The organism is Acidisoma silvae, from assembly GCF_020618775.1.
Taxonomy (GTDB): Bacteria; Pseudomonadota; Alphaproteobacteria; order Acetobacterales; family Acetobacteraceae; genus Acidisoma; species Acidisoma silvae.
Genome location: NZ_JAESVB010000007.1, coordinates 41,971 through 62,261, shown reverse-complemented (window position 1 = coordinate 62,261; position 20,291 = coordinate 41,971). Strand labels below are relative to the sequence as shown.

General features: G+C 65.7%; 18 protein-coding genes. 5 read left to right on the top strand and 13 right to left on the bottom strand.

Annotation, left to right across the window (positions count from 1 at the left end; translation table 11 throughout):
* Positions 1-28: 28 nt before the first annotated feature.
* From sucD to rfbB, 8 genes are all read right to left on the bottom strand, one after another.
* Positions 29-904, bottom strand: a complete 876-nt coding sequence (gene sucD / locus ASILVAE211_RS15745; RefSeq protein WP_227322299.1) for a succinate--CoA ligase subunit alpha — start codon at positions 902-904, stop codon at positions 29-31.
* Between the two features lies 1 nt (position 905).
* Positions 906-2,102, bottom strand: a complete 1,197-nt coding sequence (gene sucC / locus ASILVAE211_RS15740; protein ID WP_227322298.1) for an ADP-forming succinate--CoA ligase subunit beta — start codon at positions 2,100-2,102, stop codon at positions 906-908.
* A gap of 5 nt (positions 2,103-2,107) precedes the next feature.
* Positions 2,108-2,398 (bottom strand): hypothetical protein, encoded by a 291-nt coding sequence (locus tag ASILVAE211_RS15735; protein WP_227322297.1) that lies wholly within the window; start codon positions 2,396-2,398, stop codon positions 2,108-2,110.
* 187 nt (positions 2,399-2,585) lie between these two features.
* Positions 2,586-3,521 carry a glycosyltransferase gene (locus ASILVAE211_RS15730; protein WP_227322296.1) on the bottom strand — a complete coding sequence of 312 codons (936 nt, stop codon included), beginning with the start codon at positions 3,519-3,521 and terminating at the stop codon, positions 2,586-2,588.
* 8 nt (positions 3,522-3,529) lie between these two features.
* Complete coding sequence (gene rfbD, locus ASILVAE211_RS15725) at positions 3,530-4,429, bottom strand: dTDP-4-dehydrorhamnose reductase (RefSeq protein WP_227322295.1); 900 nt, start codon at positions 4,427-4,429, stop codon at positions 3,530-3,532.
* 30 nt (positions 4,430-4,459) lie between these two features.
* Positions 4,460-5,020, bottom strand: coding sequence for a dTDP-4-dehydrorhamnose 3,5-epimerase (rfbC, locus tag ASILVAE211_RS15720; protein ID WP_227322294.1), 561 nt, complete (start codon positions 5,018-5,020; stop codon positions 4,460-4,462).
* Between the two features lie 44 nt (positions 5,021-5,064).
* Positions 5,065-5,937: a glucose-1-phosphate thymidylyltransferase RfbA gene (rfbA, locus tag ASILVAE211_RS15715; RefSeq protein ID WP_227322293.1), complete on the bottom strand. Its 873-nt coding sequence runs from the start codon at positions 5,935-5,937 to the stop codon at positions 5,065-5,067.
* A 60-nt stretch (positions 5,938-5,997) separates the two neighbouring features.
* On the bottom strand, positions 5,998-7,053 hold the full coding sequence (rfbB, locus tag ASILVAE211_RS15710) for a dTDP-glucose 4,6-dehydratase (RefSeq protein ID WP_227322292.1): 1,056 nt from the start codon (positions 7,051-7,053) through the stop codon (positions 5,998-6,000).
* A 335-nt stretch (positions 7,054-7,388) separates the two neighbouring features.
* On the opposite strand from rfbB, the gene ykgO reads away from it, so the two are divergent.
* Positions 7,389-7,514, top strand: coding sequence for a type B 50S ribosomal protein L36 (gene ykgO, locus ASILVAE211_RS15705; RefSeq protein WP_227322291.1), 126 nt, complete (start codon positions 7,389-7,391; stop codon positions 7,512-7,514).
* Positions 7,515-7,742: 228 nt separating this feature from the next.
* Here the strand turns inward: ykgO and ASILVAE211_RS15700 are convergent, their stop codons facing one another.
* Entirely contained in the window at positions 7,743-9,032 is a 1,290-nt protein-coding gene (locus ASILVAE211_RS15700; RefSeq protein ID WP_227322290.1) for an adenylosuccinate synthase, read from the bottom strand.
* Positions 9,033-9,063: 31 nt separating this feature from the next.
* Positions 9,064-10,212, bottom strand: coding sequence for an ATP phosphoribosyltransferase regulatory subunit (locus tag ASILVAE211_RS15695; protein WP_227322289.1), 1,149 nt, complete (start codon positions 10,210-10,212; stop codon positions 9,064-9,066).
* A 153-nt stretch (positions 10,213-10,365) separates the two neighbouring features.
* Here ASILVAE211_RS15695 and ASILVAE211_RS15690 point away from each other — a divergent pair, with 153 nt between their 5' ends.
* From ASILVAE211_RS15690 to ASILVAE211_RS15680, 3 genes are all read left to right on the top strand, one after another.
* Complete coding sequence (locus ASILVAE211_RS15690) at positions 10,366-11,805, top strand: MBOAT family O-acyltransferase (RefSeq protein WP_227322288.1); 1,440 nt, start codon at positions 10,366-10,368, stop codon at positions 11,803-11,805.
* Between the two features lie 129 nt (positions 11,806-11,934).
* Positions 11,935-12,903: a hypothetical protein gene (locus ASILVAE211_RS15685; protein WP_227322287.1), complete on the top strand. Its 969-nt coding sequence runs from the start codon at positions 11,935-11,937 to the stop codon at positions 12,901-12,903.
* A 32-nt stretch (positions 12,904-12,935) separates the two neighbouring features.
* Positions 12,936-15,011: an ATP-dependent helicase gene (locus tag ASILVAE211_RS15680; protein WP_227322286.1), complete on the top strand. Its 2,076-nt coding sequence runs from the start codon at positions 12,936-12,938 to the stop codon at positions 15,009-15,011.
* A gap of 120 nt (positions 15,012-15,131) precedes the next feature.
* Here the strand turns inward: ASILVAE211_RS15680 and ASILVAE211_RS15675 are convergent, their stop codons facing one another.
* On the bottom strand, positions 15,132-15,860 hold the full coding sequence (locus ASILVAE211_RS15675) for a metallophosphoesterase (protein ID WP_406566070.1): 729 nt from the start codon (positions 15,858-15,860) through the stop codon (positions 15,132-15,134).
* Positions 15,861-16,044: 184 nt separating this feature from the next.
* On the opposite strand from ASILVAE211_RS15675, the gene ASILVAE211_RS15670 reads away from it, so the two are divergent.
* The gene (locus ASILVAE211_RS15670; protein WP_227322285.1) at positions 16,045-17,115 is read left to right on the top strand and encodes an aldo/keto reductase; all 1,071 of its coding nucleotides are present in this window, start codon (positions 16,045-16,047) and stop codon (positions 17,113-17,115) included.
* Positions 17,116-17,143: 28 nt separating this feature from the next.
* Here ASILVAE211_RS15670 and ASILVAE211_RS15665 read toward each other — a convergent pair whose 3' ends face one another.
* Both ASILVAE211_RS15665 and ASILVAE211_RS15660 read right to left on the bottom strand, forming a co-directional pair.
* Positions 17,144-19,687: an HWE histidine kinase domain-containing protein gene (locus ASILVAE211_RS15665; protein WP_227322284.1), complete on the bottom strand. Its 2,544-nt coding sequence runs from the start codon at positions 19,685-19,687 to the stop codon at positions 17,144-17,146.
* Positions 19,684-20,232 (bottom strand): biliverdin-producing heme oxygenase, encoded by a 549-nt coding sequence (locus ASILVAE211_RS15660; RefSeq protein ID WP_227322283.1) that lies wholly within the window; start codon positions 20,230-20,232, stop codon positions 19,684-19,686. The genes ASILVAE211_RS15665 and ASILVAE211_RS15660 overlap by 4 nt, the downstream gene beginning before the upstream one ends.
* Positions 20,233-20,291 lie beyond the last annotated feature (59 nt).

Genomic DNA, 20,291 nt, shown 5'->3' with positions numbered 1-20,291 from the left:
GACTGGACATAGGGCTTTCAGTTTTGGCTTAGCCGCCCAGCGCCTTGATCATGGTGCTGCCCAGCGAGGCCGGGCTCTCGGCGACGTGAATACCGGCTTCCAGCATCGCTTCGGTCTTGGCGGCGGCCGTGTCCTTGCCGCCGCTGATGACCGCGCCGGCATGGCCCATGCGGCGGCCCGGAGGGGCGGTCGCACCGGCGATGAAGCCGACGACCGGCTTTTTGGTGCCGCTGGCCTTGATATATTCGGCCGCGACGATTTCGCTCTGGCCGCCGATTTCGCCGATCATGATCAGCGCTTCGGTCTCATCGTCGTTCAAGAACATCTCGACCACATCGATGAAGTCCAAACCCTTCACCGGGTCGCCGCCGATGCCGACGCAGGTGCTCTGGCCGAGACCGGCGGCCGTGGTTTGTGCCACCGCCTCATAGGTCAGCGTGCCGGAGCGGCTGACGATGCCGATCTTGCCGCGGCGATGGATATGGCCGGGCATGATGCCGATCTTGCAGGCGTCGGGCGTGATGACGCCGGGGCAGTTCGGGCCGACCAGGATCGATTTCGAATCGAGCAGGGCGCGGCGCACCTTCACCATGTCCAACACCGGAATGCCTTCGGTGATGCAGACGATGAGCGGTATTTCGGCCGCGATCGCTTCCAGGATGGAATCGGCTGCGAAGGGCGGCGGCACGTAGATGGCGCTGGCCGTGGCGCCGGTCTTCTCGCGCGCTTCGGCGACCGTGTCGAAGACGGGCAGATCGATATGGACGGAACCGCCCTTGCCCGGGGTCACGCCGCCGACGACCTTGGTGCCGTAGGCGATGGCCTGTTCCGAGTGGAAGGTGCCCTGGGCGCCGGTGAAGCCCTGGGTGATGACGCGCGTATTGCTATCGACGAGGATGGCCATGTTATGCGGCTTCCTTAACGGCGCGGACCACCTTTTCGGCGGCATCCGCGAGATTGTCGGCCGCGATGATCGGCAGGCCGGACTTCGCCATGATTTCCTTGCCCAAGGCGACATTCGTGCCTTCCAGGCGGACAACCAGCGGCACGGTGAGGGAGACTTCGCGGGCAGCGGCGATGACGCCTTCGGCGATGACGTCGCAGCGCATGATGCCGCCGAAGATATTGACCAGAATGCCTTCGACATTCGGGTCGGACAGGATGATCTTGAAAGCTGCGGTCACGCGTTCCTTCGTGGCGCCGCCGCCGACATCGAGGAAGTTCGCCGGCTCGCCGCCATAGAGCTTGATGATGTCCATGGTCGCCATGGCGAGGCCCGCGCCGTTCACCATGCAGCCGATGGTGCCGTCGAGTGCGACATAGGAGAGGCTGTATTTATTCGCCTCGAGTTCCTTCGGGTCTTCCTCTGCCTCGTCGCGCAGTTCTTCCAGTTCCGGATGACGGAACAGCGCATTGTCGTCGAAGCTCACTTTCGCATCCAGCGCCACGACCTCACCGGCCTTGGTGACGACAAGCGGATTGATTTCGACGATCGCGCAATCGAGTTCGACGAAAGCTTTGTACATCGCCAGCACAAATTTCGTGAACGAGCCGACCTGCTTGCCGGAAAGTCCAAGGCCGAAAGCCAGGCCACGGGCATGGAAGGCGGAAATGCCGGTCGCGGGGTCGATCGCCACGCGCAGGATCTTTTCCGGGCTGTGCTCGGCGACGTCCTCGATCTCCATACCGCCTTCGGTGGAGGCCATGATGAGGATGCGCGAGGTGGCGCGGTCAACCAGCAGCGACAGATACAGCTCGCGAGCGATATCGCAGCCGGCCTCGACATAGATGCGATGCACGGTCTTGCCGGCGGGACCGGTCTGCTTGGTGATCAGCGTGTGGCCCAGCATGGCTTCCGCCGCTGCCCGGGTTTCCTCGATCGACTTGGCCAGGCGCACGCCGCCCTTGCCGTCAGGATCGTCGGAGAAGCGGCCGGCGCCACGGCCGCCGGCATGGATCTGTGACTTGACGACATAGATCGGACCAGGAAGCTTTTCGGCAGCCGCGACCGCCTCATCAGGGGTCCAGGCCACGTAACCATCGAGCACGGCCACGCCTGCGGCCTTCAAAAGCTCTTTGGCCTGGTATTCATGGATATTCATGAGGTTCAGCCCACCAGTTGCTTGGATACTGCGATCAAGGACCGCGCGGCTCGCATCTGGCTCATGGAGCCCGCCTGATCCGCGTGATTGGTCTTGATGTCGACGGCAGGCCGGAATCCGTTTCCCTGCACGAGGGCAAACGGCTTGCGGCGGTCGTCAATGCGAATGTCGGAGAGGCGGCCGGCGCGAGGATGCGCGCTGCGGTCGCAGAAAATCGGGCCTGATAGGCCAAGTCCCATATAAGTCCCGCTGCCGGTTTTACCGGTTCTGATCGGGGCGACCTTGTTCCGGGCCATGAAAGTCCTTCCACGGAGGTTCGGGAGGCGGACGGTTACATTAGGTCCGGCCCATCCGGATAAGGGCCGGCACAAAGATTAATTGGCTTTCTGCTATCTCAGTTGTTGCAGTGCGACAAGCTAGCGATCCGGCCATTGGTTGGAACATTTATGATGGGTCTGCACTGCCCAGATTGCGGGACTGTCATCAGCCGGTTAGAAACCACAGCCGAAACAGGGCGGTTTGTAGGCGGGAATTGCGGACGAGGCCGGGAATGCGCAAGGCGCGCAGCCGTGCGGCGGCGCTGCCGTCCAGACTGCGAGCAATGATTTCAAGCGTCTGACGCGTATCTGTGTCGAATACACGCGCTTCCGTTTGTAGTGCCGCTACATTTTTCCTGAATACTTGCATAAATGCAGACGGACCGCGTTTCACAGCGGCGAGCGCACGGCGCGGTGCCGAGCTCGGCGCACCGACGACATTGCCGGCGTGCTGGCGATACAGAATAACGCCGCGTTCGTCGCGTAGCAGATGGCCGCCGGCCGCCGTCACCATCAGATAGCACCACCAGTCGTGCCAGCTCTCGCGGGGCGGCGTGGTCGGCGCGATCAGGGCCAGGGCGGCGCGGTTGAGAATGACGGTATTGCCGGTCGCGATATTCCGCGCCAGGCAGGCGGGAAAGCCGGCCGGACCGGCGAGCGTGGCGGACAGGCCGATGCGCTGAAGATTGTCATCCACCAGCACCTGCCGTGCGCAATACAAAGCAGGCTTCGCCGCCGACGCGGTCGCCAGCATGGCTTGGCCCCAGGCCAGCTTCTCTGGCAGCCAGACGTCATCCTGATCGGCGAAGGCGGCATAGGCAAAGCCGGCCGCCTCTGCCGCGCGCAGCAGCACCATGAAACTACCGGTGACGCCCTGGTTGCCTTGCGGCTCCGCGACCTCGGCGAAACGATCCGGATAGGCGGCGCCCCATTCCCGCATCAGGGCCGCCGTGTCGTCGCGTGACCCGTCGTCGCGCCAGAGCAGCATCCAGTCCTGATGCGTCTGGGCCAGAAAGCTGTCGAGCAGCGCCGGCAGATAGGCCGCGCCGTTATAGGTCGAGAGCAGAATCGCGACGGTCTGGCGATCCGGGGCGATGCTCATCGGCTGGTTCAGCCAGCCGGCCCGAGCAGCCTGTCGACGGTGCGGGCAAGGCTCGCGCGCCAGTCGGGCAGCTGGATGCCGAAGGTCTGGAACAGCTTCGTGTTGTCGAGCCGCGAATCGGCCGGGCGCTGCGCCGGGGTCGGCCAATCGGCGGTCGCGATCGGCTCGACCTCGGGCGAGGGGCCATGATGACGCTGGGCTTCCGCGAAGGTCGCGACCGCCAGACCGTGCCAGGTCGTCTCGCCAGCGCCGGTCGCGTGATAGATGCCGCCGAATTCCAGTTCCCAGCCGCGCGTCTCGATCACCTGGATGATGGCGAGGATAGCGGCGGCGAGGTCGGCGGCGGCGGTCGGGCTGCCCTTCTGGTCGGCCACCACGCGCAGCTTGGGCAGTTTGGCCCCGGCCGCCAGCATGGTTTTCACGAAATTCTTGCCGGTATCGGCATAGACCCAGGCGGTGCGCAGGATGATGGATTTACCGCCCGCCGCCAGCACGCGCGCCTCGCCATCCCGCTTGGTGCGGCCATAGGCACCGGTCGGGTTGGTGGGGTCGGTCTCCTGATAGGGCGCGCCCTTGGACCCGTCGAACACATAGTCCGTCGAAATATGAATGAAGGGCGTGCCGGACAGGGCGCAAAGCTCGGCCAGCAGCCCCGGCCCGTCGCGATTGGCGCGTTCGGCGCCGGCTTCGTCCGCTTCCGCCGCGTCCACCGCCGTATAGGCGGCGGCATTGACGACATAGGCCCAAGGGCGGCTGGCAAGGACCGCACGCAGCGTCTCTGCGTCGTCGAAGTCGAAATCGGGCCGGCCGACGACCACCACATTCATGTCGCGCCCGGGGGCGAGAGTCTGTAGCGCCTGCGCCACCTGGCCGCTGCCGCCGGTAACAAGAATGGGGCCGATGGTCATGGCGCTTGCCTCAATCGTCAGTCGGTATCGTCAGTAGGTGAAGAGCGTGCCGGCATCACGCAGTGTCGGCAGCAGCTTGTCCTTGTCGGACAGCACCACCTCTTCCGGCTTCACCGGCCAGGGCAAAGCCAGATCCGGGTCGTTCCAGATAACGCCCGCTTCGCTCGCCTTGTCGTAGTCGCCCGTCACTTTATAGACGACCTCGGTATTGGGTTCGAGCGTGCAGAACCCGTGCACGAAACCGCCCGGAATCCAAAGCTGCTTCCAGTTCTCGGCGGAGAGTTCGGCCGCCACCCATTTGCCGAAGGTGGGCGAGCCGACGCGCGCATCGACCGCCACATCCCAGATCGACCCGCGCACGCAGCGCACCAGCTTGCCCTGGATGAACGGGGACAACTGGCAATGCAGCCCACGGATGACGCCCTTCTGGACGGACAGGCTGTGATTGTCCTGCACGAACTGCCCGTCGATGCCGGTCGCCGCCAGCAGCTTCTTGGCGTTGAAGGTCTCGGAAAAGAAACCCCGCTCATCCCCGAATTTCGGCGGGGTGATGAGCAGGACCTCGGGGATCTCCATGCGTTCGACATTCATGGCGCAGGCTCCGCTTCGCTCAGCTCAGGTCAGGTCAGGTCAGGTCAGAAATGGCCGTCGGCGACTTCGTTCAGGAAGCGGCCGAGTTCGGTCTTGCCCAGCACCTTCGCCTGCGCCCGCAACTGGTCAGCATCGATGAAGCCTTTGCGGAAGGCGACTTCCTCGGGGCTGCCCACCAGCATGCCCTGACGGGACTGGATGGTCTGCACGAAGGTCGCGGCCTGCATCAGGCTGTCGGTGGTGCCGGCATCCAGCCAGGCCGCGCCACGACCCAGACGCTCCACATGCAGCGTGCCTTCCTCAAGATAGAGCTTGTTGAGGTCGGTGATTTCCAGCTCGCCGCGCGGGGAGGGCTGGATCGCCTCGGCGAACTGGGTCACGCGGTTGTCGTAGAAATAAAGGCCGGTCACCGCCCAGTTGGACTGCGGCGTCGTCGGCTTTTCCACGATTTCCAGCGCATGGCCGGCTTCGTCGAAGCTGACCACGCCATAGCGCTCGGGGTCGCGGACCTGATAGGCGAAGACGGTCGCACCCTCGGGGCGGGAGGCGGCGGCGCGCAGCAGCACCGACAGATGCTCGCCGTGAATGATATTGTCGCCCAGCGCGAGGGCGCAGGCGTCACCCGCCAGCCATTCCTTCGCGATCAGGAAGGCCTGGGCGATGCCGTCGGGCTTCGGCTGCTCGGCATAGGTGAACTGAAGCCCGAAGCGGGAGCCGTCACCCAGCAGGCGCTTGAACTGCGGCAGGTCCGCCGGGGTCGAAATCAGCATGATCTCGCGGATGCCGGCCAGCATCAGCGTGGTCAGCGGATAATAGACCATGGGCTTGTCGTAGACCGGCAGCAGCTGCTTCGACGTCGCCAGCGTAATGGGGTGCAACCGCGTGCCGGAGCCGCCCGCGAGCAGGATGCCTTTCATGGACTATCTCATTCTTCCGTAATGGTTGTCGTCAGTCGTCAAAAGATGCGGAAAGCTAAGTCAGCCCGCCGTGCCGAGGCGCTGGCCCTGGTAGCGGCCGCCGCGAATCTTCTCCCACCATTCCCGGTGCGACAGATACCAGTCGACGGTCTTGGCGAGTCCCTGCTCGAAATTATGCGCGGCCGTCCAGCCGATGGCGGCCTCGGCCGTCGAAGGGTCGATTTCATAGCGGAAATCATGGCCGGGGCGGTCGGTCACGAAGGTGATCAGGCGCGAGCGCGGGCCTTCCGGATCGGGCAGGCGGCGGTCCAGCTCGGCGCAGATGGCATGAACCACTTCCAGATTGGTGCGCGGCTGGCGGGCGCCGATGCAATAGGTCTCGCCCGGCTCGCCCTGCATCAGCACTTTCACCAAGGCGACGGCGTGATCCTCGACAAACAGCCAGTCGCGCTTGTTCGAGCCGTCGCCATAGACGGGCAGGGGCTTGCCCTCCAGCGCATTGAGGATGACGAGCGGGATCAGCTTCTCGGGGAAATGCCAGATGCCGTAATTATTCGTCGTGTTGGAGACGAAAGTCGGCAGGCCATAGGTATGGTTCCAGGACCGCACCAGATGGTCGGACGCGGCCTTGGACGCGGAATAGGGGCTGCGCGGATCATAGGGCGTATGCTCGTTGAACGGCGGGTCGTTCTCTTCCAGCGCGCCGAAAACTTCATCGGTGGAAACGTGATGGAAACGGAAGGCCTCGCGCTTCTCGCCCGCGAGCGTTGCATAATAGGCCCGGGTCGCTTCCAGCAGGGTAAACGTGCCCATGATATTGGTGCGCATGAAATCGCCCGGCCCGTCGATCGAGCGGTCGACATGGCTTTCGGCGGCCAGATGCATCACAGCATCCGGCTGATGGGTCGCGAAAACCTCACGCATGGCCGCCGCATCGGCGATATCGGCGCGCACCAGCACATGGCGGTTGCTGGTGAAAGCTTCCTCCAGCGCGTCTTCCGACGCCGCATAGGTCATGGCGTCGACATTGACGACGGAATGATCCGTGTCCCGAATAATATGACGGACCACAGCCGAGCCGATAAAGCCGCAACCACCGGTAATCAGCAGACGCATCGTAATCTCACCTAAAACCCTAGCAATCAGCCTGCACTGGCATGTTTGCGGCGGCCGGGCAAGCGGCCGGAGTCGGCATTGCCGATGCCGATGGCCGCGCCATTCCGGCATGAACGGCCCCTTGGGATGCGATTTCGGTGGCTTTTCCGGTCATGCAAGGCTCCGTCGACCGTAACGATGAGCGGAAGTCGCCGGGATTGATTGACAGCGGCGCTGCCGCTCCTTATGCACCAGCCACGACGACAGGGCCGGGAGACCGGCCTTCTCTGTGTTTTATATAGAAACTCCAGCCCGGGCCGTTCGCGGTTCCGGCTTGCCAAGATCGGGCTTGAACTATGAAGGTGCGTAACTCCCTCCGTTCCGCGAAGCTTCGCGACAAGAATTGCCGCGTCGTGCGCCGCCGTGGCCGCGTCTACGTGATCAACAAGAAGAACCCGCGCATGAAGGCCCGCCAGGGCTAATCAGCGCGCAGCCTGCGCTGGCGCAGGCTCGGCTTCTGACATCGAAAGGGCGGATGGTGTTCACCATCCGCCCTTTTCGCGTTTTGGGGGTTTTCACGGCAAAGCCGTCATCTCCGCGCAAGCGGAGATCTTCTGGGGCAGGTGTCGTGGCCAGGAGAAGATGCCCGCTTGCGCGGGCATGACGGTTGGGGAGGCTGCTCTAACAGAGGCTTGCGGTTTCTCGCCGCCTCACCCCTCGAAGGGGTCTTTCATCAGGATGGTGTCGTCGCGCTCCGGGCTGGTCGAGAGCAGCGTCACCGGGCATTCCACCAGTTCTTCGATACGGCGGACATATTTGATGGCCTGCGCCGGCAGGTCGGCATAGGACCGCGCGCCGCGCGTCGAATCGAGCCAGCCTTCCACCGTCTCATAGATCGGCTTGGCGGCGGCCTGCGCGCCCATCGCGGCCGGCAGATGGCGCACCGTCTGGCCGTTGATCTCATAGCCAACGCAGAGCTTCAGTTCCGGCAGGCCGTCCAGCACGTCCAGCTTGGTCAGGGCCAGGCCCTGGATGCCGCCGACCTTCACCGCCTGCCGCACCATCACCGTATCGAACCAGCCGCAGCGGCGCGGACGGCCGGTGACGGTGCCGAATTCATGCCCGCGCTCACCCAGCAGCTTGCCGGTCTCGTCGAATAGCTCGGTCGGGAAGGGGCCGGACCCCACGCGCGTCGTATAGGCCTTGGCAATGCCGAGCACGGTGCCGACCACGGAAGGCCCGACGCCGGAGCCGGATGCCGCCGTCGCCGCCACCGTGTTGCTGCTGGTGACGAAGGGATAGGTGCCGTGATCGACGTCCAGCATCACGGCTTGCGCGCCTTCGAACAGAATGCGCTTGCCGGCGCGGCGGGCTTCGTCCAGCCGTTCCCAGACCGGTTCGGAGAAGGGCAGCAGAATCGGGGCCAGTTCCAGAAGCCGGTCCAGCAGCGCCTGCTTCGCGAAAGGCTCGGCACCCAGGCCGACCAGCAGCGTATTGTGATGCAGCAGCAACTCGTCGAGCTTGGCGGACAGCGTCTGGGGCTCGGCCAGATCGCAGAGGCGGATGGCGCGGCGCGCGACCTTATCCTCATAGGCCGGGCCGATGCCGCGTCCGGTGGTGCCGATCTTGTGTTCGCCACGGGCGGCCTCGCGGGCGCGGTCCAGCGCCGCATGCAGCGGCAGGATCAGCGGCGCGTTTTCGGCAATGCGCAGCGTCTCGGGCGTGATCACCAGGCCCTGGGCCTGGAGGCGCGCCATTTCGGTCAGCAGTGCTTCCGGGTCCACCACCACGCCATTGCCGATGATGCCCAGCTTGCCGCGCACCAGGCCGCTCGGCAGCAGCGACAGCTTATAGGTCTGGTCGCCGACGACCAGCGTATGGCCGGCATTATGCCCGCCCTGAAAACGCACGACGACATCGGCGCGGCTGGCGAGCCAGTCGACCACTTTGCCTTTGCCTTCATCGCCCCATTGGGCGCCGATGATCGCAACATTGGCCATGAGCGGGTACTCCGGAATTCTTCTTATAGGATCAGGAAAGAGGGACTGCCGCGCCATCTTTGAGAAGATGGGAGCAGAGCAGGCGGCGCGCTTCGGCAGCGCTTTCGGTGGTCTCGTCGCCAAGGGCGGCGATGGTGGCGAAGCCCTCCGCCCGGAAGCGCGCGGCGGCAGCCGCATCGGTGCCGGCGGGCACGTAAAGGCGCGGGCGCAAAGCCGGGGCCTGCGCGGCCTCCAAAATGGCATCGGGAAACAGCGTCAGGCCGGTCGCGGGCTCGCGTTCGCCGCTGATATAGCGCCCCCCCCGGCCCAGTTCCTGCTGATGGCCCAGCGCATAGATCGTGACGCAGGGGCCGGTATGGTAGCGGATGCCGCGAAATTCCAGCGGATCGACGGTCAGGCGCAGATGCGGCGCGCGAACGCGGATGGCGCCCACCACGGCCGTCAGCCGGTCGGCCAGAACCCGCGCCTCGTCCGGCAGGTCGACCTCATGCAAAGCGGCCAGCGCGGGCGTCGCTTCGCCTGCCGCCAGCAGCAGGCGCGCCAGGGTTTTCGCCATACTGCCGCCGAGTGCTGTGACGGCGGCGGCGTCCTTGCGGTCCAGCGCATGGGCCAGTGCGGCGCGGCGGTCGGCCGCAAGGCCTGCGCTATCCAGCAGCACCGCCGCCATGGTCGGCAGGGTCAGGTCGAAACTGACCTCGGTCAGACCCAGCACGGCCAGGGCTTCCGCGCCAGCGAGGACGATTTCGGCATCGGCCTCCACGGCGTCGGAGCCGATCAGCTCGATGCCGGCCTGGCTGATCTGGCGGTCGGGCGCCAATTGGCTGCCGCGCACGCGCAGGCATTGCTCGGCATAGGACAGGCGCAGCGGGCGCGGGGCCTGGGCCAGACGCGAATTGGCGATGCGCGCGACCTGCGGCGTGGTATCGGCGCGCAGGCCCAGCATGCGCTGGCTGTCCGGGTCCATCAGCCGAAAGGTCTGTTCCGAGACGGCGGCGCCGGACCCGGCCAGCAGGCTATGCTCGAATTCCACCAGCGGCGGGCGCACGCGCTGATAGCCGTGACGGGCGAAGCATTCCATCATCGCTTCGATGGAGCGCGCCTCGATCTCGGCATCAGGCGGCAGCAGGTCACGCAGACCGGCCGGCAGAAGGGCGGGATTGGGAAGCAGGTCGTCGGTCACGATGCGTCTCTCTCAGGTCGCATCGGATCCCCGCCGCATCAGGCAGGCCAGGGATGATGCCGCAGCGCTATAGCACCGTGCCGGCAGATGACAAAACGGGGACGCAATAATAATCCGTTTACGAAACGAAAATCGCATGCGCAAGCTGGGGTCATGCTGTTCGGTACGCCGCTTTTCCTGCTCGGCTTCCTGCCGCTGACGCTGGTAAGTTTCGCGGTCTCAGCGCGTGTGTGGGGCGGCGATGCGGCCCTCGCGCTGCTGCTGGCGGCGAGTTTCATCTTCTACGGTTTCGGCAATGCGGCCGATTGTCTGCTTCTGGCGGCCTCCATCCTCGGCAATTGGTGGCTTCTGCCGAAAGTCGCGCGCCGGCCGTGGTATATCGCGGGCATCGTCGGCAATTTGGCGCTGCTCGGCCTGTTCAAATATGGCGGCATGATCGCTCGCAGCGCTGACCTGCCGGCACCGCCCGTCACCCTGCCGCTCGGCATCAGTTTCTTTACCTTCCAGCAGTTGATGGTTTTACGGGACGCGCGTGTCGCGCCGCCGCGCCGGACGGCGCTTGGCTTTCTGACCTATGCCAATGGCGTCGCCTTCTTCGCGCATCTTCTGGCCGGGCCGCTGGTGCGCCCGTCCGAGATCATGCCGCAGATCGCCCGCGCGCCGCAGGCCGCCTTGCAGGCCGAGGATAGCGCCGAGGGGCTGACGCGCATCCTGCTCGGCCTCGCCAAGAAGCTGGTCCTGGCGGATAGTTTTGCGCCGCTGGCCGATCGCGGCTTCGATGCGGCGGCGCATGGCCTGCCGCTGACCTTACTGGAAGCCTGGGTCGCGCTGCTGGCCTTTGCCTTGCAAATCTATTTCGACTTTTCCGGCTATGCCGATATCGCCATCGGCCTCGCGCGCCTCTTCGGCGTTCGTTTTCCCGAGAATTTCGACAGCCCCTATAAGGCGGCCACGATCCGGGATTTCTGGCGGCGCTGGAACATGACGCTCAGCCGTTTCCTGCGCGATTTTTTGTATATTCCGCTCGGCGGCAACCGCCATGGTGAGGCGCGGCGCATGGCCAATCTCATGCTCACCATGCTGCTCGGCGGCCTGTGGCATGGCGCGGGCTGGCGCTTCCTGCTCTGGGGCGGCCTGCATGGGTTTTACCTCATCATCCATCACCTGTGGGATCGCGCGGCGCTTTGCAGACTGCCGCGTGTCGCAGCGCAGGCTGTCACGCTCATTGCGGTGCTGCTGGCCTGGGTGCCGTTTCGTGCGCCGGATATGGCAACGACAATCGCGATGCTGCGGGGGCTGGCCGGGCTGAACGGTTTGGCACTGCCGGCCGCGCTCATCGCGCTGCTGCCGCCTTTGGGCCGGCTTGCCCGCGCCGTGCCGGTGCTGCCGGGTTTGGGGGATGCGCGCACGCTCAGCCTGCCGGAAGCGGCTGCCTTACTCACGCTCGGCTGGATCATCGTGCTGGCTCTGCCCAATACGGCCCAAGCTTCGGCGCGCTGGCGATCCGCCAGCCTGCTCGCCGGCGGCGGCTTTATGGTCCAGGCCTTGCTCTTCGCCGGTGCTGCGCTGCCTTTTCTGTATTTCCGGTTTTAGGATGCTCAAGCGTTGAGGCTCATCGCTCCGAAATGCGTCAAGTCCGGGGGCGACAGCAAAGTGGCGTTCCCATCACAATCGACCCGCTGCTAGGCAATGCGCCCCGTCTGGCGCGTCGCTGGACTAATGATGGCCGCTGTCCTGCTGCATATGGCGGCTTTCGCTGTCCTGCTCGACCGGCCGCTGAGTCTCGGCACGCTGCGCGCGACGCTGGGCCGGAAAATCGCGGCGGCGGAACGGCAAAAGCCACCCCGGCTGATCATCCTGGCCGGGTCGAACGCCCTGTTCTCCCATTCCTGCGCCATCATCGGCGCCATGCTGGCGCTGCCCTGCATCAATGGCGGCGTCGCGCTGGGCCTTGGTCTGGACTATCAGTTCGCGCTGTGGAAGCCGGTGCTGCGGCCGGGCGACATCCTCTATATGCCCATGGAACTGGCGCAATATGCCGTCTCGCCCGGCGCCGCGCGGACAGGGCCGGAAGCTGGCCTGATGCTCAGCCGGGACCGTTTTCTGTTGCTCCATCTGGGCATCAGCCAAGCCATGCCGGCGTTGCTGTCCGGCACGCTGCCGGAGGCGGTGGCGTCCGTGGTGGAGCAAGCCGCCGCGGCGCTGCATCCGGCCATGGCGCATCCTGTTTTTTCTGAGATCAACGCGGTCGGTGACGGCATCGGCCACGGTCTTACCGGGGCGGCCGCGAATCGGGCCTTTCTGGCGGCGCTCCATCGCCCCGATCCGTCACCCGGCACGATCCGCGCCGGTTACGGCACGCAGGAAATCGGAAGCTTCCTGCTCTGGGCGCGCGCGCATGGCATCGCCGTCATCGGCGGCTTTCCCACCGAATTTGCCGATGCGCCACCGGATGCCGCCCTTGGCACAACCTTATCCGCCACCTACACAGCCGCCGGTGCGCAGTTCCTGACCCTTGCAACCGAAGGCCGTTACCCCCGCGCCGATTTCTTCGACGCGCAGGATCATCTGGTGACGGAATGCCAGACGCTGCATTCGATTCGCCTCGCCCTTGCGCTGGGGGCCTTGCTGGCACGCCCCGTTCGGCCGCCACCGGCCGACGCGACACTGCTCGCCGCGAACTGCCCCTGACTTCCGTCGGCCCGCATGATACCAGCGCGCCCATGTCGGATCATCTGGAGGGGCTGAACGAGTCGCAGCGCGCGGCCGCCATCGCCCCCGCACCTCAACTCGTCCTGGCCGGCGCCGGCTCCGGCAAGACGGAAACCCTCGCCCGGCGCGCCATCGACCTCATCCTGCAAAAGGACGAGCCGCCCGAGCGGCTGCTCTGCATCACCTTCACCAATCGCGCGGCGGCTGAAATGCGCGCCCGCATGGCGGCGAAGCTGGGGCCGCGCGCCCCGCATTGGGTCGGCACCTTTCACGCCTGCATGGCGCGGCTGCTGACCGAGGATGCGGGGCTGGTGGACGCCGCCCCGCGCGGCTTCACGATTCTGGACCCGCCCCGCGCCCGCGCTTTGGTCGGGCAACTGACCGGCATCAAGGACGTCAAGGAAATGGCGATGGTGCAGGAGGCGGTCTCCCTCCTGCGCAATTACGGCGTGAAGCCGAAAGCCCGGCCGCCCAAGACCCCCGCTTTGTCCCGCTTCGAGGGCGAGGTGATGGATCAGGCGGTCACCGTCATGCCGGCCTATGTCGCGGAACTGCGCCGCCAGCGCGTGCTCGATTTCGACGATCTTCTGGTCGTGCCGGCGGAGGCGATGGAGACGGACCCGGCGCTTGCCGCACGCTGGTCCGCGCGCTGGAGCGAAATCCTGGTCGACGAATATCAGGATACCAATGCCGCCCAGCACCGGCTGCTGCGCCTGCTGGCCTCGGGCCATGGCCGCGTCTTCGCGGTCGGCGACGACTGCCAGTCCATCTACGGCTGGCGTGGGGCGGAAATCGCCCATATCCGCCGCTTCGGCCAGGATTTCCCGAAAGCCCGTGCGGCCATCAAGCTGGAAACCAATTACCGCTCCACCCGCACCATTCTGGCGGCGGCCAATGCCATCGCCGCCAAAGATCCGGAAGCGCTGCGCAAGACCCTGCATTCGGCGGCCCCGCTCGGCGTCGCGGGTGCCGCCATCGCTTTGAACGGCGTCGAGACCTCGGAGGAGGAGGGGCGGGCCGTCATCTCCTGGATCCGCGCCTTGCGGCATCAGTCGCCGAACCAGCCCTTGCGCGAATGCGCGGTCTTGATCCGCGCCGGCTTCGTCGCCGAGCCGATCATGGATGCGCTGCGCGAGGCCGGCGTGCCGGTGCAGATGGTCAGCGACCGCGAGGCCGATCTGCCGCGCGAAGTGCTGGCCGTTATCGCCTGGCTGCGCCTGGCGATGAGCCATGACGCCGATGAGAAGCATGAGCGTTGGGACGCGGCGGCGGATGACGCTTTCCGCCGGGCCTGCGTGCTGCCGCGCCGGCCTGTCACCGGCCAGGCCTTCGCCCAGCTGCGCCAGCACGCGACCGATCATGAGATCGCCTTCGCCGAAGCCGTGCCCAGCGCACCGATCAGCGAGCCGGAACGGCGGGCCTTCGCTGCCGTGCTGGATGTCGCGCGCGTCATCCATAAGCGCATTCTGGCGCGCCGCGCCAAACCGGCCGAGGCCTTGCAGATCGCGGCCGAGGCCAGCGGCCTCGCCGACGCGCTCAGCGACAGCGCGGCCTTGCGCCGGTCCTGGCAGGCGCTGCTGGGCCGGGCCGACAGGCTGGGTTCGGTCAGCGATTTCGCGGAAGCCGCCGCCCTCGGCGCGCTGGATGTGGAGGCCGAGGGGCCGGACAGCATCCAGGTGATGACGCTGCATCGTGCCAAGGGGCTGGAATTCGATCATGTCTTCATGGCCGGGCTGGAAGAGGGGATTTTCCCCAGCCGCAAGGCGGAACAGCAAGGCACGCTGCCGGAAGAACGGCGGCTGTTCTATGTCGGCCTGACGCGCGCGCGCTTCACGCTGCGACTGAGCTATGTGCATCGCCGGCGTCAGTGGAAAAGCCACGCCTCGCGGTTCATCACCGAAATTCCCCGCAATCTTCTGTCGGGGTCTGTGCCTGCTGCCAAAGCCGATAGCGGTGACCGCCCGAAAGCGGCGGCGGGCCGCAAGCCTTCGGCCGCTGTCGCGCGCAAGCTGCCGAGCGAAGCCGATACCGCGCAGATGGTTGCCGCCTTCAAGGCGCGCAAGCGCGTGCCATCCGGCCGGGGGTAGAGCAGTTCAGGAACCGTCATGCCCGCGAAAGCGGGCATCTTCTAAGCCTTGGCGGGCCAGAGGAAGAAGATTCCCGCCTACGCGGGAATGACGTTGTTTCAGTGAAAATCTGAAACACTCTCATGACCGCGCGGCGGCGGCCTCGATCCTGTCTTCCAGGGGCGGCAGGTCGATCCAGGACAGATGGCCGCCCTTGCCGGCGCCGGTATCGAGAAATACGGCGCGGCCGCCGGCGCGCGACGGCTGTTCCAGCGGCCGGCCGTCCTGGCTGCGCCGGTCATGGCCGACATAGACGGTGATATTCGGCGGAATGCGATGCACCCAGCGCAGGCTGCGTTCGGGGAAGCCGTCGCTTTGCGTCATGCCCGTTGGCTCCCCGAACAGCGCGCGCGCATTGACGCCCACGGCCCGGCCGATTTCGGTCGGCGGCGGCGGACCCAGCAGCATATCGGTATGGAAACCGGCATGAATGAAAAGGCGCGGTCCGCTTTGCAGCCACAGCGGCGCGCGCGCGGCTTCCGCCAGAAAGCGGGCGCGCAGCGGCTCATCCATCTGGCGGCGGGTCGCGATCAGTTCCGCATTGCTGCGCACCTTCTGGCCGAGCAGGAATCGCGCGAGCTTGAGATCGTGATTGCCGAGCAGGAACAGCCCCTGGCCCCGATCGATGAGGTCGAACATGATGCGCAGGGCGCCGGCACTGTCCGGCCCGTAATCGACCAGATCGCCAAGCTGGATCACAAACCGATCGGTATCGGCGGCATAGGCAAAGGCGCTCACGTCGCCATGGACATCGCCGACGACGCGTAAGGCACGATTCGGAGGAATCGATAGCGGAGCTTCAACCATCATTTCATTTATAGTCATGTCTTTAGAGAATGCGTGAGATGTTGCTGCACTGCATCTCGGCAAGTTTGGCAGGGCTGCCTCTGCCGGCGGGACTGGTAGCGCTATCCTAAACGCCATAGGCTGGCCGGCAGCCGGCTTGCGCCGCGCATCACCGCAATAACGCACCAAGACGTTGCAGGAGAGTCTATTGGAATACCGCGTTCTCGGCCGGTCCGGCCTCAAGATTTCCGTGCTGACCTTCGGCACCATGACCTTCGGCGGCGAAACCTTCTTCGCCAAGACCGGGTCGACCGATGTCAGCGGCGCGCAGCGCCAGCTCGATCTCTGCCTCGATGCCGGGGTCAATATCGTCGATACCGCCAATGTCTATTCCCGGGGCCGTTCGGAGGAGATTCTGGGCGAAGCGATGGAAGGCCGCCGCAACCGCCTGCTGGTCGCGACCAAAGCCCGCTTTCCCATGGGCGAGGGACCGAATGACGAAGGCTTGTCCCGCCATCACCTGATCGCCGAATGCGAGGCCAGCCTGCGGCGGCTGCGCACCGATCATATCGACCTCTATCAGCTCCATGAATGGGATGGGCTGACGCCGCTGGAAGAGACGATGGAGGCGCTGGATACGCTCGTGAAATCCGGCAAGGTCCGTTATGTCGGCGCGTCCAATTTCTCAGGCTGGCATCTGATGAAGGCGATGGAAATCGCGCGGCGCGAGGGGTTCGTGCCGCTGGTCAGCCAGCAGATCTATTACTCGTTGCAGTCGCGCGATGTGGAGAATGAGCTGCTGCCGATCAGCCTGGATCAGGGTCTGGGCGTCATGGTCTGGAGCCCGCTGGCCGGTGGCCTGCTGTCGGGCAAGTATCGCCGTGGCAAGGGCGCCCCGGAAGGCAGCCGGCATTTTCAGGATTGGGGCGAGCCGCCGGTCCATGACGAAGCCAAGCTGTACGATACGATCGAAGTTCTGGTCGCCATCGCCGCGTCGCGCGGCGTCTCAGCGGCGGAAGTGGCGCTTGCCTGGCTGCTGGGCCGCCCGGCGGTGACGACGGTCGTCATCGGCGCGCGGACGGAAGCGCAGCTCAAAACCAATCTCGGCGCGGCGGATCTGAAACTGACAGAGGATGAGCGGGCGCAGTTGGACGCCGTCAGCCAGCAGCCGCTGCAATATCCCTATTGGCATCAGGCCAATACGGCGGCCGACCGCCTGGGTGCGGCCGATCTCAGCCTGATCGGACCGCATCTGACAGGCAAGGCGCCGCGCATGTAGGTGACGCAAGGCGGCGGGCGGGAGACCGTCAGCCGCCTTCCAGCACGCGGCTGAGGCTGGCGGCGGTATAGGGCTTTTTCACCGTCGGCGTGCCGGCATGGGCGTCGGGCAGGCGCAGCTGGTCGCCATAGCCGGTGGCGAAGACATAGCGCACGCCGGCGGCCTTCAGCGCATCGGCGATGGGAAAGCTGTTTTCCTCGCCGAGATTGACGTCGAGCACGGCGACGCTGGGCTTTTCCTGCGCCAGGGATTCCAGCGCCTGCGCCACGGTCGAGACCGTGCGCACTTCGACGGCACCAAGCTCCATCAGGATATCTTCGGCATCCATGGCGATGATGAGACTGTCTTCCACCAGCAGAACCTTGCCGATGAGCGGTGCGGTACTGTCGGTGACCGCGGCCGCTCTCGGTGCCGTTCCGGTCTGGCTGAGGTTTGCAGCAGGCTGGCTGACATAGCGGGCCGGGATGCTGAATTGCGCCTCGAACCCCGCCGGCTTGTACCAGACCTCGGCCTTGCCCTTCAGGTCATAGGGGACCGAGCGCTGGATGATGGTGGTGCCGAAACCCTGGCGCAAAGGCGGCGTCACGATGGGGCCGCCGAATTCCCGCCAGTCGATGATGAGGTCGCCCGCATCATCGCGCGCCCAGGTCACGCGCACGCCGCCACTATCCGACAGGCCGCCATATTTGGCGGAATTCGTCACCAGTTCATGAATGACGAGCGCCATGGTGGAGAAGGCGGCCGGGTCCAGCAGCACGGCCTCCCCCTCGATTTCCACGCGCTCGCGGCGGCCGCCCAGATAGGCGGCGGCCTCGGTTTCGATCAGCGCGCGCAGCAGCGCCGGCGCCCAGTTATCCTGCGTGATCTGGTCATGCGCGCGGGCCAGCGCTTCGATGCGGCCTTCCAGCAGGGCGATATAGTCCACCGCCCGCGCCTTGGAATCGCGTGACTGCCGCACCAGCCCACGGATCAGCGCCAGAATATTGCGCACGCGGTGGTTCAGTTCCGCGATCAGCAATTCCTGCCGTTCGGCCGCCGTCTGCCGCTCGGTCTCTGCCGCGTCCGACAGGCGCAGCACGACTTCGATCATCGAGACGCGCAATGTCTCGGCCACGCGCTGTTCGGCGGCGCTGAACGGCTCGCTGCGATTGCGGACTTCCTGGCGCCATTCCGCGAAGCTTTCGCGCGGCGTCAGGCGGGCGCCGTTCGGGCCATAGCTGGCGGGCTTGTGCGGGTCACCCGCCCAGCGCGCCTGCCGGACGCGCTCCTCCCGGAACAGCAGCACATAGTCGCGCGGCGAGCGGGAGATGGGGATGGACAGAACGCCGGCCGCCTGGGCGGCATAGGCGTCCGCCCCCGGCACGATCTCGGCCAGATGATCGGTCGAGAAGACACGGCCTGCCGCCAGCGCGTTGAAGCGGCGGGCAATGACGGGCAGCGCGTCCAAAGGTGGGGCGGAGCCGCCACAGGCGGCCTTGGCGCCGATCCAGATGCCGATACCGTCGCAGGGGATGATGGCGCGCAGCGTCTCTCCCACCCATTCCGGATTGTCGAGCAGGGTGACGTCATTGGCGACGGAGGCCATCAGCCGGTCTGTCGCGCGGCGGGCATTGTTTTCATAGGCGGCGGCTTCCTGCCGGTCGCGGCTTTCCAGTTTCAGCGCGAACATCTGCCCAAACAGCTCAGCGATGGTGCGTTTCTGGAAGGAGGGGCAAAGCGGTGAGTAATGATGGCAGGCGAACAGCCCCCACAGCTTGCCTTCGATGATGATGGAGACGGACATCGACGCGCCGACGCCCATATTCTTCAGATATTCGATATGAATGGGCGAGACCGAGCGCATGACGGACAATGACAGGTCCAGCGGCGCGCCGATCGCGTCCCGCGCCGGCAGGATCGGCACGGGTTCCGCCGCGAGATCGGTAATGATGCGGAAGGGCGTGCGCAGGTATAGCGCGCGCGCCTGCTGCGGAATATCGGAAGCCGGATAATGCAGGCCGAGGAAGCTGCCGATATCATGCCGCGCGGCTTCGCCGACCACTTCGCCCGATCCGTCGCGGTCAAAGCGATAGACCATGACGCGGTCGAACCCCGTCAGCGCCCGCAGCTGCCGGGCGCCGGTCTTGAAATAGCCGGCAAGATCGCTCGGCTGGTCCAGCCGCGCCATCATCGAGCGGATGACGCTTGCCGAGTCAACGTAATCTTCCCGGCGGTTGGGCTCCAGCTCGATGACGATATGCTCGCCGGAGAAATGCAGCGCGCAATCGTAGAGATCCCGTGGCCTGGCCGCGATGCAGGCAATGCCCAGCACGCGCTCGACCGCGTCCGGCCCTTGAATGCCGGTCAGGCGGTTGCGCAGGTCATGCAGCGCTTCGACGGCGAAAATTTCGGTCGCGGGCAGGCCGATGATGTCATCAACCGCCTGGCCCAGATGATCGATGACATTGGCCGATGCACGCGCAACCAACCAATCCGCTGTCATGCACAGCAGAAAGCCGATGGGCTGAATGGCGCTGAGAAGATGGATCGGCTCGCGGTCGCAATTGGTGAGATCGACCTGGATGTCGCTCATGCGGGGCATCCGACAGCGGCAAGTGAGCCTGCACGGGCGAAGCGGTCGAAGGTCTGTACGGCGGCGGCGGTGGCGATGGCCTCCGCAGTCTCGTCCAGCAGGATGGCTTCCAGGCGCTGGAGCAGGGCGGGCCAGCTTGGTCCGCCGCCGGGCGGATTGAGATAGCTGGCCGGCAGGCCCGGCGCCAAGCGGCGGGCGAGTATCTTGCCGCCCAGGCGTGACCCTTCCACCACATACAGCACGCCGATGACGGCGGCGGGGCTGTCCGGACTGTGGAAAGCCTCAGTCGGGGCAGCGGTTTGCCCCATGGCCGCCAGATCGACGGCAAGCGCCGCCGCGCGGCGGCGGGACGGCCAATCCGCGATCACCTGGGGCGCGCGGCTGTCCAGCCAGGCTTCGACGGGCAGCAAGGCCCCCGCATGGGCGGAGAGGAAGGCGCCATAGCCTGCGGCGGTGGTAAGGTCGAAATGTGAGAAGATCCGATCGACTTCGGCATGGGCCGGCGCGGTCGCGTCCCTGAGACGGGTGCGGACAAGGGATGTCACGCGGGGAAGGCTTTTGGGCGGAAGACTCGTCGCACGATGCTGTCCAGAATCAGGGGCCG

Coding starts and splice junctions, on each gene's coding strand:
- sucD (WP_227322299.1), bottom strand. CDS start 904: ATGGCCATCCTCGTCGATAGCAATACGCGCGTCATCACCCAGGGCTTC.
- sucC (WP_227322298.1), bottom strand. CDS start 2,102: ATGAATATCCATGAATACCAGGCCAAAGAGCTTTTGAAGGCCGCAGGC.
- ASILVAE211_RS15735 (WP_227322297.1), bottom strand. CDS start 2,398: ATGGCCCGGAACAAGGTCGCCCCGATCAGAACCGGTAAAACCGGCAGC.
- ASILVAE211_RS15730 (WP_227322296.1), bottom strand. CDS start 3,521: ATGAGCATCGCCCCGGATCGCCAGACCGTCGCGATTCTGCTCTCGACC.
- rfbD (WP_227322295.1), bottom strand. CDS start 4,429: ATGACCATCGGCCCCATTCTTGTTACCGGCGGCAGCGGCCAGGTGGCG.
- rfbC (WP_227322294.1), bottom strand. CDS start 5,020: ATGAATGTCGAACGCATGGAGATCCCCGAGGTCCTGCTCATCACCCCG.
- rfbA (WP_227322293.1), bottom strand. CDS start 5,937: ATGAAAGGCATCCTGCTCGCGGGCGGCTCCGGCACGCGGTTGCACCCC.
- rfbB (WP_227322292.1), bottom strand. CDS start 7,053: ATGCGTCTGCTGATTACCGGTGGTTGCGGCTTTATCGGCTCGGCTGTG.
- ykgO (WP_227322291.1), top strand. CDS start 7,389: ATGAAGGTGCGTAACTCCCTCCGTTCCGCGAAGCTTCGCGACAAGAAT.
- ASILVAE211_RS15700 (WP_227322290.1), bottom strand. CDS start 9,032: ATGGCCAATGTTGCGATCATCGGCGCCCAATGGGGCGATGAAGGCAAA.
- ASILVAE211_RS15690 (WP_227322288.1), top strand. CDS start 10,366: ATGCTGTTCGGTACGCCGCTTTTCCTGCTCGGCTTCCTGCCGCTGACG.
- ASILVAE211_RS15685 (WP_227322287.1), top strand. CDS start 11,935: ATGGCCGCTGTCCTGCTGCATATGGCGGCTTTCGCTGTCCTGCTCGAC.
- ASILVAE211_RS15680 (WP_227322286.1), top strand. CDS start 12,936: ATGTCGGATCATCTGGAGGGGCTGAACGAGTCGCAGCGCGCGGCCGCC.
- ASILVAE211_RS15675 (WP_406566070.1), bottom strand. CDS start 15,860: ATGATGGTTGAAGCTCCGCTATCGATTCCTCCGAATCGTGCCTTACGC.
- ASILVAE211_RS15665 (WP_227322284.1), bottom strand. CDS start 19,687: ATGAGCGACATCCAGGTCGATCTCACCAATTGCGACCGCGAGCCGATC.